Genomic DNA, 14547 nt, shown 5'->3' with positions numbered 1-14547 from the left:
GCAAAAGCCCAAAGATTCAGTTAATACAGATATTCAGAGCGATTATTCTTGAGCTTTTATTAGGGGATAAAGATACTTGACATCCCTGTAAGAATTATGAATATCATAAAAGTCAAAAGCATTTAAGTAATAACTAAGAAATCCATCTCTAGAAATTCACAAGAAACTTCTTGAATTTAATTTTGGTAAAATTCAGCACAAAGTACTGATGACAAATTTGTGCTTTGGGGGAAAGCTATACGTGGTAGATACTGTACAAGTCATGGACTTAAATAAATGAAAAATATTATAAGAATCTAGATGATTCATATGTACCGAAATATTATTGAAAGGGGGTTATTTAGCTGCCAAACAAATCATAAGCAAAAGTCTATTCTTTTGGCGAATTAAATAAATGGATATCTATGATTTTTTATTGATTATCTAATTTCTTATAAAGACTTTGTAGGCTCCCTCTCTATAGATGTAGTGATAAATTAGTTAATAAACTATATGGCAAATAATCTAACATTCATTCAATACTTACAGCTTGATTTAAATTATTTTTAAAAACCAATTTTATTTAATTTATTTGTTTGTTTAATAATGAATCACATAAAAAATATATCCTAAAACATCAATTCCTAAAACACCAATTTAGAACAATAGTTAGTCATATAAATAATGTATAACTCTTAAAATTTATTCTCTTATCTCTTAATTTAAATAAATTTATTTGCAGACAGGCATTCAAATTTATCTTTAATGATTAGTCAACTTTAGAGGTGTTTAAATAATTCTAAATAATTATTTAAAACAGTAGTTAAAATCATTGGATTGTAGTATAGTAGCTTATTCAAAACAAGCTCAAAAGTTAAATTACCAAATCCCCACTTGAACCAATAAAATATCTAAAATACTTATATATGCTTATATTAAAGTTGTTTTATGTGTTTTTTTTTGGGAAAGTATTCACTTTAGTAGGTGACTCCTGACACTATTTTTAATTCTCGCGTCCTCCAAACCTCTTGCAAATGCTCCTTACTAAACTTTCTCCAGTGGATAATACATCAACACAGTTAACTCCAAAGTTTATTCAAGATTTGAAGCATCTCCATGTATTGTTTCAACAGGCTACTGGCGAGTTAGTAGTGACCGACGAAGATGAATCAGCACCTGACTGGAACATATATTTTTATCTAGGTCGATTGGTATATGCCACAGGTGGCAAACATCGTGTGCGTAGGTTAGCAAGGGCAATCCGCCAACATGCCCACAACATCAATATTCAAGATCTGCTCAAAAAAGTTAATCCCGAAACTGAGGCTTGGGAATTAAAGCTAATTGAGAGCGCGATTCAAGGGCAGCAACTGACAACTGAGCAAGCCCGTGCCATCATTCAGACGAGTATTCATGAGGTCTTTTATAGCCTGAGTGAACAAAAGCAACCCAAAGCGTCATGGAAGCCTCTAGATTCTCTATCTTTTAAACCAATTGTTGCGCTTTCGACAATGCAGACGTTAGATAGCATTATCACAGCACAGAACAAATGGAATAAAGCAGGTTTATCCCATGTCCAAAATATGATTCAAGGGTTTTCCTTTGATATCGCACCCTACATTGCTAATCCCGATCAGTTAAAAGTAATGCTAGATGCTGATGCAATTTCTAGCAAAACCTATAACAGTCTCAACAAGATTTTGAATGGGACAAATACGCTTTGGGATTTGTCGATCATCATGCATTGCTCCATGATTGCGGTAATGCGATCGCTATTGCCCCTAGTTATCGATGGCATCGTCGCCTTCCGAGAAATTCCTGATTGGGCATCTCCCAATTGGAAGGTATCTTCTAAGCATCAGTCACCAAATCGAGGATTGATTGCTTGTATTGATGATAGTCCTCAAGTTGAAGTAGAAATGCGCCGCATTTTGGAACCATTAGGTTATGAGGTTTTAGGGATTACTGACCCTTTGCAGAGTGTTAGTACCCTATTACAACGAAAGCCTGATTTGATCTTTCTAGATTTGATCATGCCAAATACCAATGGTTATGAACTATGTACCTTTTTGCGGAAAACTACTACTTTTCAGGAAGTTCCTATCGTCATCCTAACGGGGCGAGATGGGGTAATTGATCGGGTGCGGGCAAAAATAGCTGGCTCGTCAGACTTTTTAAGTAAGCCTCCCGATCCTAGTAAAGTCTTGCAAATACTCCGTAGGTTTTTGCAAACTGATGAAGCTCCATAGAGATATTTTCTCTTCTATAAAAAAGGTTAAAAAGGTCAATAAGTACAAACAAACATTTATTAAATAGAGAAGTAAGGTATTTGATGCCGTACTCCTAACTAAACATTCAGAATATTTAGACAAATAAAGTAGATAAAGGAAAAATTTGAGATGAGTACGATTTTAGTAGTGGAAGATACCTTGACCCAAGCAGAGATTATTACAGGAAGTCTCAGAAATGCTGGCTTTACAACCGTTTTGGCAACTAATGGTGATGAAGCGAGAACTAAGATTAACCAGCAGAAGCCTAGTGCCATTGTTTTAGATGTGGTTTTACCAAATGAGAGTGGCTTTGAACTATGTCGCGATCTAAAGGAAAAGCCTGAAACCAAGGATATTCCTATTGTGCTTTGTTCAACTAAAAATGGTGAGATGGATAAATTTTGGGGGATGAAACAGGGAGCTTCAGCCTATCTTACGAAACCCATCGATGCTGCGGAACTAGTGCGTACTATCAAATTATTAGTCAAGGATTAGGAGGTCGATCGCCGTGGCAAATAAAATTATTGGGAATCCGCAAAATTTGTCCCAAACAAAATATCAGCAGTCCCTTGACCAGTTTTTGACTTTTTCGTTAGTACCTGATCAACAAGCTCTGTTACCAACTCAGCAGTTGTTAGAAATTGTCAAAGTCAATTTGTCACAAATAACGGCGATCGCAGGTATATCGACTAGTGTAATGGGGGTGTATAACTGGCGTGGTGACGTGATCTGGGTGGTGGATCTAGCTAGTCTCTTAGGTTATAAGCCCCTCTATGCACAGGAATATGATCAGGGGAAATTTCAAGATCGATGTCATGTAATCTTTTTACGCAGCCAAGAACATGTGCTGGGATTTGCGGTGTCAAGGGTGGGGCAGATGATTAGATGTGATACGAATACAATCCAGACTTCAGGTTTTACCTTTACAAATCCAGCCATGATGAAGGCTTGCCGAGGATATTGGCTGAATGGAAGTAACGAGACATTTTTGGTGCTAGATGGAAATGCGATCGGTCAACTTGCCCAGACATAGGCAATAGTCCAGACAGTTTCCGAGCTTTGATTTATGAAATTGATTTTAAGTATATTCAGTATTTTTATATTTGCGGAGAATAGGCGATGCTAACACAAAATAACCAACCTAAAAATCAGCCTCAATCGGGTAATAGTGACCAGAACAACAGCGTAAATGGAGTTCTAAACTTTGATGATGATGCTCAAACAGAACCTCTTTCTCTAGAAAATTTATTAGAGGATCTACCCTCAAGTCCAAAATTGTCTAAATCAAAACGGTGGAGTTGGCGATCGCTGGGCTTACGAGCAAAAGTGACCTTACTAGCAGTCGCTGTCAGTACCTTGCCTGTAGTAGCGATCGGTGGTATTGCTTACTACTTCTCTAGCCGTTCACTGGATGAACAGATTCGCGACACTCAACAACAAAAAGCGATCGTAATTGCTTCTAAGCTCAACCGCTTTATGTATGAGCGCTATGGTGATATTCAAGTACTAGCCAATCAAATTATTTTTACTAATCGTAAGGTTCAGGCAGTTGTTCCACAAGTTGAGCGAGAGGGAATCCTGAATGAATATGCTAGAGCTTATGGCGTATATAACCTAATTGCCTTTGCAGATTTAACAGCAAACACAACCATCTACTCAACGATCACGATTGAACCTGCACCTAATATTAAAGGACGTGACTACTTTGAAACCCCTCTTACATCAGGTAAGCCATTTATCAGTCAGCCAAAGTTGTCAACTGTCACCAAAAAACTGAGTATATTTGTCTCTGCCCCAGTCAAAGAAGTAAATTCAGACAAGGCGATTGGTGTTATACGAACTCGAATGCCCATTGAAAAGCTAGAGGATGTGGTTAAAGAGAGTATTAACGATGATGATGAATATCACTTGGTTGATGGATCAGGCAAGATGTTTATTGCTAAGGAAAATGATGAAGAAAATAAACAGGCCAAGGAAATTTTTCCTCAATTAGCATCAGCGATTGATACTAAGACTTCAGCCACGGTTATAGGTTCTGATTCTGGCAAGGAAAAACTTATAACTTATGTTGCATTGCCTACTTATCTCAATATGCCTAATCTCAATTTAGGAGTAATTATCTCGATTGATACCGTCACAGTTTTCAAACCCCAACGCGATCTATTATTTACAGTAGCAACAGGGACTGGGATAACTGCCCTTTTAGTAGGTATTCTGGCAGCAATTATCGCTAACCGAGGTGTGAAACCCATTCGAGATGCGGCTAGTGTGGTAGAAAAAATTGGTCAGGGAGATCTGGATACGCGCCTAGTTGTCGAGAGCGAAGATGAATTAGGGATCTTGTCCAGCAACATTAATGGGATGGCGGAACAGCTCAAGTACTTGAGTGAAGCGCAACAAAAAGAATCCGAAAGACTGGAAAATGCGCGTCAAGAAGCACGTGCCGAGGCGGATGCCCGTGCTGAGCAACAAAAACAAGAAAAGGAACTGTTGCAGCGTCGAGCTTTGGAACTGTTGATGGAAGTTGATCCTGTTAGCCGAGGTGACTTGACGATTCGGGCAAACGTAACGGCTGACGAAGTAGGCACGATCGCTGACTCCTACAACGCAATTATTCGTAACTTGCGGAAGCTCGTATTAGAAGTACAAGGAGCTACTCAGTCAGTCACCCAAACCGCTACTAGTAATGAGGTATCTGTGCGATCGGTGTCTGTGGAGGCAATGAAGCAAGCGGAATCCATTAACTCAGCTCTAGAAGAAATTAAAGTGATGGCTGAGTCGAGCCGAAGCGTAGAGGTCAAAGCTAAACAAGCCGAGGAGGGGATGCAGGTAGCTGCCGTCGTACTCAAAGAAGGGGACGAAGCGATGAACAATACAGTATTAGGTATTTCCGAGATCCGTGAAACCGTTTCGGAAACTGCAAAAAAAGTCAAACGTCTTGGTGAAACTTCTCAAAAGATTTCCCGCATCGTTAACTTGATTAGTAACTTTGCGGCACAAACGAACCTACTCGCACTAAATGCGGCGATTGAGGCGGCTCGTGCAGGAGAGGAAGGTCGAGGCTTTAGTGTAGTTGCGGAAGAAGTGCGTGACCTTGCGGAACAGTCCGCTACCTCAACGGCAGAAATCGAGCAGCTTGTAGAAGAGATTCAGACCCAAACCAATGAAGTCGTAGCGGCGATGGAAACTGGTACAGAGCAGGTGGTCACAGGTACAAAACTCGTACAAAATGCCCGTGAAAAACTCAACCAAATTGCAACGGTGAGCCAGCAGGTTAACTCCATCGTTCAAGAAATTGCGATCGCTGCAAATACACAGACGAAAACATCCGCACGTATGGGTGAGACGATGCAAGATATTGCGGTCATTGCTCAAGACACCTCTCACCAATCTGAAGAAGTAGCGCGATCATTCTCTGAGTTGCTACAAGTTGCTCAAGATTTACAAGTAAGCGTATCTCAGTTCAAAGTTGCGTAGATATGGAAATCCTCTGCGGCAATTGGTTTGATCTGCACAGGGGATTTCCGACTATAGAGAAATTAATGTCAGTTAACGATTAAATGATTATTTTTAGAGAGCATTATGTTACTAAAAGATAAACCAGAGATACCACCTTCTGAAGATGTAGCGCCGACTTCAGAGAAAAGATCAGTCACCAAAATATCTGTAGCCAACGCAGCAGTTGCAGTTTCTCCATCCAAATCTAAGGTTCCCGTTTGGAAGTTACCTCTGCAAGTTTGGAATAATGTCGGTGTCCGATGGAAACTCTCTCTTGTACTCTTATTAACCGCAGGCATCCCTGTATGGTTAGTTACCCAGACCTTAGTTAAATCATCTGAAGAAGCATCACTCAAGGAATTACGCACGACAGTAAAGGAAAAAGGTTCTTTCTTCGTTTCGGAATATGTCATGTGGACAAATTCTGAAACGAAGCGTGATGCGGAGGCGATCGCTAAATCCGTTGAAGATGCCAAACTAGATTTGAGTGATGCCGCCGATCTGAGTGCAAAGCGATCTCTCCTACAGCCCCTATTGCAAGTTAGTAGCGATGGGATTGATCCTGAATCTATTAAAAATGTGAAATTGATCACCGATAGTACAGGGCGCAGTATTGAAGGTAATGTGATCATTTTGGATGAGGACTTTACCAAATATCCCCAACTTGCTGCTGTTAATAAGGATAAAGAGGAACTCGTACCACAGAAATATAAACAGCAGGTTGCCCTACCGAGCAGTAATTTGGCAAACTTGCCGATTGTGAAAAATGCGATCGCTACGGGCAATCCCATGTATGGCATTGAGCTAGTGAAAACCTCAGACTTACAGGCTTTAGGTCTAGAAAAACAAGCAAATATTGGCATCCGTCCACAAATCACCCAAGGCTTAAAAGAATCCAAGCAACCAGCACCCTTAGGAACCTATGACACTGAACAAGGCAAATCAGGACTGGTGAGTATGGCGGTTTATCCGATCAAGGTCAAAGGTCGGGTTGTGGGCACGGCAGTTGTCGGAGCTTTGTTAAATCGTAACTACGGCATCGTTGACAAATTTTCTAAACGCTACAACATGCCGACAGCAACGATCTTTGCCCAAGATTGGCGAGTGAGCACCAACGTGCCCTATACCGATCCTAATACCAAAAATCCTGATAAAACTAGAGCGATCGGTACTCGTGCCGCCCGTGAAGTGTCGGATGTTGTGCTTCAGAAAGGAGAGCAATATGTGGGTGAGACAAACATTACAGGTGTTAACTACTTAACATTTTATGCCCCACTCTATGACCACCGTAAATTGCTTGATCCCAATGCTAAGCCCGTTGGTATTGCCTATGTTGGTCGTCCCCTCTCAGAAATCCAAGAATTACTATCTAACTTGTCTAATGCTGGCTATGCGATCGCGACAATTTCGATTGTCATAGCAGGTGCTCTCGGAGTCATGATTGCCAGTTCCTTTGCTAGTCCCTTAAGTCGTTTGTCAGGCTTTACCCAAAAGATTGGTCGTGGTGAAATTGGCGAACGTCTAGCCGATAGCGATCGCCGCGATGAAATTGGCACTTTGTCCAAAGAGCTAAATAAAATGGCGGAACAGTTAGAAATTCTCATTATTGAGAAACAGCAGGAAGCAGAACGCATTGCCGAAGCCAGACAGGAAGTTGCCAAAACCGAAGCGGAATTGCGGATTCAAGAACAGCGTCAAGCTAAGGAAGCCCTGCAACAACGAGCACTCGAATTGCTCATCGAAGTTGATCCGATCAGTCGTGGTGACTTAACAATTCGTGCCAAGGTAACTGAAGATGAAATCGGCACGATCGCTGACTCCTATAACTCTACGATTAGAAACCTGCGAAAACTGGTATTAGAAGTACAACAAGCTTCTCAAGCTTTATCACAAACAATCTCCCATAACGAGCAAACTGTGGAAAGTGTATCGAGTGGAGCCAATCAACAGGTACAAGCAATTACCCAAACCTTACAACGTATCCATGACCTCACAGAATCGATTGAAGGGGTAGAAGCCTTTGCTGCTCAGGCGAAAGAGCAAGTGGACTATACCAGTCAAGTCCTAGTTGCAGGTGATGCAGCGATGAATAGTACCGTTGAAGGGATTACGGCAATTCGCGATACGGTTTCGGAAACCGCCGAAAAGGTAAAACTATTAGGAGAAGCTTCCCAAAAGATTTCTAAGGTAATCAAACTAATTAGCGGTTTTGCGGCTCAGACAAATATGTTAGCGTTGAATGCCTCCATTGAAGCGGCCCGTGCTGGTGAAGAAGGTCAGGGCTTTGGGGTAGTTGCAAACGAGGTACGCGCCTTAGCTCAGCGCTCCGCCAAGGCAACCACAGAAATCCGTCAGTTAATCGAAGAAATTCAAGCCCAATCCAATGACCTGATTAAAGCGATGGAGATTGGGACAACACAGGTAAATAATGGATCTCAGTTAGTCGAGGAATCTCGCCAAAAACTTGCTGATATCTCTGCTTCTAGTCAGAGAGTCAATCAACTGGTTCAAGAAATTGCGCGATCGGCTTCTATTCAGGTTAAAACTTCAGAAGAGGTTAGCCATACCATTCAGGATGTTGCTTTAATTGCTGCAACTAACTCTACCCAATCTGAGAGTATGCATGATGCTTTCAGAGAACTACTGAAGGTTGCCCAAGAGTTACAAGTCAGCGTATCTCAGTTTAAAGTTAGCTAGAGTAGCAGGATCGTAGCGATGTACAGTACCGAAACAGAAATTCAAGATCAGGCGTATCAATTTTTTAAGCAAGAAGCACCTGAATTTTTGCAGATAATTGAAACTGGTTTGCTCTCCCTCCGCGAAGATCGTAGCACGTCAAATATCCACTCCGTGATGCGGGCGGCTCACTCCATTAAGGGAGGAGCAGCTAGTCTGAATTTGGAAGGCATCAAAACGATCGCCCATCAATTAGAGGATGTTTTTCGTTCGCTCTATCGCTTTGAAGGGGAAATTGATGCTGACTTAGAGAGCTTGCTACTCCAAGCCTATGACTGCTTGCGATTGCCTTTAATGGATCAACTGCAATCGGGACATTATGAATCGACTTCGGCATTAGAAGCTGCGGAGCCTGTATTTGATGTCTTAAAGCTCTATTTGGGTGATACGGATGAGGATGCCGAACTACCAACGGCAGCCGAGCTAGGCGTAGATATAGTCCAAATTGTCTTTGATGGCGATGTCCAGCAAGGAATCTTACGCTTGCAAAATGTACTGGCGAATCCAGATGGTGTGCCTGTTACGGGGGAAATTAGAGCACAGGTTGAGGTGTTTAGCGGCATTGGTGAGCTGTTAAATCTATCAGGATTTAAAGCGATCGCCCATACAACTTTGCAAGCCCTTGATCATAATCCCGATAATCCAATTTTGGTAGGCAATGTGGCGGTAGCCAATTTTGTGGCGGCACGAGCAGAAGTATTAGCAGGCGATCGCCATCAAGGAGGCAAGCCAAGTCCAGAGCTAATTGCCCTTACAGGTAAACAACCTCCAGATCAACTAAGTCAAGTTAAGCAATCTCCCAACCCTCAATCTAGTCTAGAGACCACTACTCAAAATCTTGTAAACGAAGAAGCATTGCACCTAGAGTTTGAAGAACATGACAATTGGTTTGAAGCTTTAGAACAGGAAATAGATAGCAAAAATTATCTTTCTCATTTAGATTTGCCAGATAGTAGTGTCAATTTGCTAGAGCTAGAGCAAATTGATTTATCAGAGATAAATTCCCCACCCCCCCAACAATCTAATTTAGAATTTGAAGATTTTGAAGACTTTGGGCGTAATCCAAGTAATTTAGAGTTATTTGCGGAAATACCAGACTCTGAAATCGATAATGGTTTTGGTGAGGCAAGTTTTGATATGAGCCTTGATCAGAATTTTGAGATTTTTTCTGCAAATCTAGATGAGGTTCATGATGAAGCTGAAGCAAATATCTTTCATGACTTAAACAATGATCTAGATTCCGCCTTTGAATTTATAGAATTTGACTCTAATAACATTTTACTGGATGATATTCCGCAGATTCTATCTCAAGAGGATTTAGAAGAACCCGAAGCATGGTTAGAATCTACACCTCCCGACAAGCCTGAAATCTCTATAAATACAGCTACTCCAAAACTGGAGTTAAGTTCTCAAAGCCTTTCATCCATATCGAGTTCTCTAATTGATCTGGAGAAGGCAGCATTGCCTTTCAGGGCAGTTGTCAAGCCTAGTACCAAGCCTATTCCTAAAAAAACTACTAAAACCTCAGAAACAACAACTCCTTATATCTCGGAAACGGTCAGGGTTGATCTATCAAGATTAGAAAGATTAAATAACTTTTCGGGTGAATTAGTAACCCAAGAGAATGCTTCAATTTTGCATAATCAGCAGATGCAAGCCAAAATTGAACGCCTACAAAAGCAGTTTAAGGGATTTGAGAACCTATCAAAAAACCTGCAAACTTGGCTCGATAAAGCTCAGCGATCGCAGGTAAGGAATCAAGCATTTAGCGCTTTTAGTCCTACTTCCTCAATCAATTTATTTGATACGAACTCTCTAGCCACTAACTTATCTACTTCTATCAATTTACTGGCTGATTTCGATCCATTACAAATGGATTCCTATAATCGCCTATATAGCGTCATTCAGGAAGCCCTCGAAGAAATTGCCCAAATGGATGAGGGGATGCGTGACATGTCAATTTTAATGCAGCAAACCCAGCAAACCCAACGCCGCAAACAGCAAATCCTCAAACAAGTAAGGTATGACCTGCTGTGGTCACGGATGTTGCCACTAGGCGATATTCTCAGTAGCTTGCCACGCATGGTACGGGAAATGTCCAACAAATATAACAAGCAGGTCAACCTGAAGCTATTTGGAACAGGGACATTAGTTGACAAATCCGTACTCGAAAAACTCTACGATCCCTTTGTCCACTTAGTTCGTAACGCCTTCGATCATGGTACAGAATCTACCCAAGAACGAGTCAATCTCGGAAAACCTGTAATTGCCTCCATTGAAATTCGTGCTTACTATCGTGGAAACCAAACCTATATCGAAATTAAGGATGATGGTCAGGGCATTAATCTGGAGAAAGTCAAGACAAAAGCGATCGCCGTTGGATTACTTCCCCCTGACAAAGCCGATCAAGTAACTAATGAGGAAATCTACCAATTTCTCTTTGAGCCAAGTTTCTCCACCGCCGAAGCTGTATCTGAACTATCAGGTAGAGGCATGGGGCTATCAACTGTCCAAGAGCAAGTCCGCAGTCTTAAAGGTTCCATTGAGATTAAATCAGAAATTGGGCAAGGCACGACCTTTATCATTAAGTTGCCGCTCACTCTGAGTATTGCCAAACTCCTGATTTTTAGTGTGCAGGAGCGGTTATTCTCGATCGCTATTGACACACTCTTGGGGATTATTACTGTCGATGCTGATGCCATTCAAATTATTCAAGGCAAAGAATTTTTCCGTTTTGAAAATCGACTCATTCCTCTATATCCCACCTCAATCTTTGCAGATGGTTATCCTTTACCGAAAAAATCCATTGAAGTACTGAGTACTGAGTCATTTATAGAGGAGGATCAAACCACTCTATTACTGTTGAGCGATGGTAGTGAAATAGTAGCTATACCAATTGATCGCGTACTCAATGAGCAGGAATTAGTAATTAAACCCTTTGGTAAAGCGATCGCTCCACCACCATATCTTTATGGCTGTACGATCTTGGGTGATGGCACACTCGTACCCGTAATCGACAGTGCATCCTTAATCGCTATCAAATTTTCAACATCACCATCAAGCCCAGCCACCTTGGAGCCTGATTCGTCATTACCAACTAACAATCTCAAACCCCAGCCGATCCAAAGGAAAACAGTCTTAATTGTTGATGATTCGCTGACTACTCGCCAATCTCTATATTTAACCCTAGAAAAGTTTGGCTTTCAGGTTATTCAGGCAGGGGATGGACGAGAAGCGATCGATCAACTCTGCCGCTCCAAGGAAATCCAAGTGGTATTGTGTGATGTGGAAATGCCGAATATGAATGGCTTTGAATTTTTAACTGCTTGCCGCAAAGACAGCCGTTTTGCCAATCTCCCCATTGTCATGCTCACTTCACGAGGTGGCGCAAAACACCGTGGGGTTGCCCAAATGCTCGGAGCATCAGGCTATTTGACTAAACCCTATTTAGAGCAGGAACTCATTAAAACCATTCAAGATCTTTTGCCCAAGCAGTCATAAAGTATTCGTTCCCAATTTAAAAAGTACTCTACTATGCTCAGCAGTCAGAAAAAGCAAGAAACGCTCAAATTTCTCATTTTCACAATGGGAAATCTCAATTTAGCGATGGGAATCGATAGTGTGATTCGGATTATTCCCCTACCCACAATTCATCGCAGTGGTAATAAGTTATTGGGAATAACAACCTATGAGGATCAGGAAGTTTTAGTAATTGATCTGTATAAGCGAATCTATGGTCAAGAATCAAGTATTGATAATGGATTTTTAGTCATTTTTGCAGGAATCCGTAGTCTCTATGGGATCACGATCGCTTCTTTGCCAAATGTGCAGGATGTGCCTGTCAATAATTTGCAGCCTGTCCCTCTTGAATATCGCGCTCGTGACACGTTAGGGATTGCTAGTCATATGATGCAAGTTCCTCTCAAAAAATCGGAAGAATTGCAAATGGTATTTTTATTAGATGCTGAGCTATTACTCAAAATGGCAGAACCCTAAGCTTTGAGGTTGTGCGTAGCACAACCTCAAAGCTATTATCAAACTCGTGTTAAGGAACTACGGTATACACACAAGTCAACTGCCTACGGTTTGATGTATCTAAGCCCCCTAAATCCCCCAATTCTGGGGGACTTTGAAAGTATTTTCTTGTTCCCCCAGAATTGGGGGCTAGGGGGCGATTAGTTGTTGCCTTGACTGGGTTTTATGACTTGTGTGTATACGTTAGGTGTTAAGCATAGGGAATAGGTAAAATTCTTAGAATGTAAATACCGTTCTCAATGTACCGACAGTAATGGTGCTATTGCCACTGTTGTTATTGGGATTGAAGATGAACTGCAAATCAGGGGTGATGCTGATATTGCTGGAAACTGGGAAGCGATAGAACAACTCTACATTGGTCTGCGTGGCATTACCAACTTTACTCTCGATTAGAGGCTGCCCCACAGCGATCGCTGCCATTGCTCCTTCTTTAAACAAATCAGGAAAAGCAAACCCAGTCGACCATGTTTGCGGACTGAGCGAATCACCCGTTGCCCCAGCATTGATATATGTCGGCAGTGCTGTGGCGATCGCTGTACCACGATTGCTGATATTGCCAAATCCATAATGACCAAAAAGAGCGATCGCTTTATTAAATGCCCACTCTAGGTTCAAGCCACCAGTGTTGTAATCAAGATTATTGACCGATGCACGGGTATATTGCAAACGTACCGCAAAAGGCTTTTCATCCTCGCCATTTTTTGGCGCAAACTCTAACTCAAACGTACCTTGGTAGGAATCTCCAAACAATCCTTGGTTAATTCTGCCATTCGGTGAAGCCGCCGCAACGCTACTGGTTGGACTATTAGCATTTGCTGCCACATATCCTGCCCTGACGCTAAAAGCACCACCGTTTATATTCCATGCGATCGCGGCTCCAGCTCCATCATTCACAGGCAAAATTAGCGGATTATTGATGAATAAACGGGTGGAAAAGTCCACAGATTCGTCATTGGCAAAACTATTATGATCGAGGTGGTCATTTAAAGACATCACCGCACCAAGGGTGACTCTCGCATCTTTGCCAACGGGGAAATCATATCGCAACCGCCCCAAAGTAAAGTTATTACCTGCTTCGCTATAGTCAAAAACAGAACTATTTTTAAATCCTGTAAAACCGCGAAAGATATTATTTGCGGCATCCAGAGAATTGCTGACGCTAGCGCCGCCATTACCTGCTTCCAATCGCGTTAGCAAAAGATCTTCACCCGTAAAACTGGTATTCAAATTCAGGCGTACACGACTAATTACAGTTGTATTCGCTTTGCCTGAATTGCCTGAGAGAGTTCCATTTGGAGTTAACAGATTATCTGTTCCCGAACCACTTGCCGAAACTGTCACAATTACCTGACCATCAAGTTTAGTCGTAGTGGAGAATTGCTGTGCTTCAAGTTTAGTAACTTTAGCATCTAGGGCATCCACACGCCCGCGCAAGGTTGCTAACTCTGCGGCAAATTCTTCTTGCAGTTTTCGCAATGTGGCTAGGTCTTCTTTGCTAACTTTGTCGGCTAAACCTGCGGAAATAATTTCATTGATTTTGTCTAAACAAGCATTCAAACCTGCGGCAAATTCATAACGGCTCGTCGCTTGTTTCCCGCGAAATGTGCGATCGGGATATCCTGCGATGCAACCATAGCGTTCAACTAGGGATTGCAAAGCGGTAAAAGCCCAATCGGTGGGACGGACATCGCTAAGTTGAGAGACCGATGTGACATTTTGCCCGATTACATCTTGAGTTGCGACTGAGTTCAACTGTTGCGATTGAGCAGACGCATTCGCACTCATACCGATCGCGGAAATAGCGATCGCGCCAACCAGAGATATTTGTACTTGTTGAGACCAAACCTTAGCCACAGCGTAGTTCCTCACCTAAATTTATATGATCCTGAATTTGATAACGATTATCATTATCAATTATTTGATTAAACTATGTAAGCGCCATTTAGTCAAAAGCATGACTTTTTATAACTCACATAGCATCATAGCTAATTGAATATAATTTGCAATTAGCTTATACCTAACTTGTAAT

The 14547-nt window shown here is 41.7% G+C and carries 8 protein-coding genes; 7 read left to right on the top strand and 1 reads right to left on the bottom strand.

The window, feature by feature from the left end; translation table 11 throughout:
• Positions 1-1013 precede the first annotated feature (1013 nt).
• From HC246_RS19375 to HC246_RS19345, 7 genes are all read left to right on the top strand, one after another.
• Positions 1014-2228 carry a response regulator gene (locus HC246_RS19375; RefSeq protein ID WP_169365067.1) on the top strand — a complete coding sequence of 405 codons (1215 nt, stop codon included), beginning with the start codon at positions 1014-1016 and terminating at the stop codon, positions 2226-2228.
• A gap of 150 nt (positions 2229-2378) precedes the next feature.
• Positions 2379-2744: a response regulator transcription factor gene (locus tag HC246_RS19370; RefSeq protein ID WP_169365066.1), complete on the top strand. Its 366-nt coding sequence runs from the start codon at positions 2379-2381 to the stop codon at positions 2742-2744.
• A 13-nt stretch (positions 2745-2757) separates the two neighbouring features.
• Positions 2758-3282 (top strand): chemotaxis protein CheW, encoded by a 525-nt coding sequence (locus tag HC246_RS19365; protein ID WP_169365065.1) that lies wholly within the window; start codon positions 2758-2760, stop codon positions 3280-3282.
• Positions 3283-3368: 86 nt separating this feature from the next.
• Positions 3369-5726, top strand: coding sequence for a methyl-accepting chemotaxis protein (locus HC246_RS26495; protein ID WP_169365064.1), 2358 nt, complete (start codon positions 3369-3371; stop codon positions 5724-5726).
• 105 nt (positions 5727-5831) lie between these two features.
• Positions 5832-8444, top strand: coding sequence for a methyl-accepting chemotaxis protein (locus tag HC246_RS19355; protein WP_169365063.1), 2613 nt, complete (start codon positions 5832-5834; stop codon positions 8442-8444).
• 18 nt (positions 8445-8462) lie between these two features.
• Positions 8463-11984 (top strand): hybrid sensor histidine kinase/response regulator, encoded by a 3522-nt coding sequence (locus HC246_RS19350; protein WP_169365062.1) that lies wholly within the window; start codon positions 8463-8465, stop codon positions 11982-11984.
• A gap of 33 nt (positions 11985-12017) precedes the next feature.
• Positions 12018-12479 (top strand): chemotaxis protein CheW, encoded by a 462-nt coding sequence (locus HC246_RS19345; protein ID WP_169365061.1) that lies wholly within the window; start codon positions 12018-12020, stop codon positions 12477-12479.
• Between the two features lie 255 nt (positions 12480-12734).
• Here the strand turns inward: HC246_RS19345 and HC246_RS19340 are convergent, their stop codons facing one another.
• Positions 12735-14372, bottom strand: a complete 1638-nt coding sequence (locus HC246_RS19340) for an iron uptake porin (protein ID WP_318655977.1) — start codon at positions 14370-14372, stop codon at positions 12735-12737.
• Between the last annotated feature and the right edge of the window lie 175 nt (positions 14373-14547).

Origin of the sequence: Pseudanabaena yagii GIHE-NHR1 (assembly GCF_012863495.1) — a bacterium.
Classification (GTDB): Bacteria; Cyanobacteriota; Cyanobacteriia; order Pseudanabaenales; family Pseudanabaenaceae; genus Pseudanabaena; species Pseudanabaena yagii.
Note: the sequence above shows the minus strand (reverse complement) of the source record. Positions and strands in the feature narration are given on the sequence as shown.

What these genes read in the sequence shown, in the direction of transcription:
- HC246_RS19375 (WP_169365067.1), top strand. Translation starts at nt 1,014, where the DNA reads ATGCTCCTTACTAAACTTTCTCCAGTGGATAATACATCAACACAGTTA.
- HC246_RS19370 (WP_169365066.1), top strand. Translation starts at nt 2,379, where the DNA reads ATGAGTACGATTTTAGTAGTGGAAGATACCTTGACCCAAGCAGAGATT.
- HC246_RS26495 (WP_169365064.1), top strand. Translation starts at nt 3,369, where the DNA reads ATGCTAACACAAAATAACCAACCTAAAAATCAGCCTCAATCGGGTAAT.
- HC246_RS19355 (WP_169365063.1), top strand. Translation starts at nt 5,832, where the DNA reads ATGTTACTAAAAGATAAACCAGAGATACCACCTTCTGAAGATGTAGCG.
- HC246_RS19350 (WP_169365062.1), top strand. Translation starts at nt 8,463, where the DNA reads ATGTACAGTACCGAAACAGAAATTCAAGATCAGGCGTATCAATTTTTT.
- HC246_RS19345 (WP_169365061.1), top strand. Translation starts at nt 12,018, where the DNA reads ATGCTCAGCAGTCAGAAAAAGCAAGAAACGCTCAAATTTCTCATTTTC.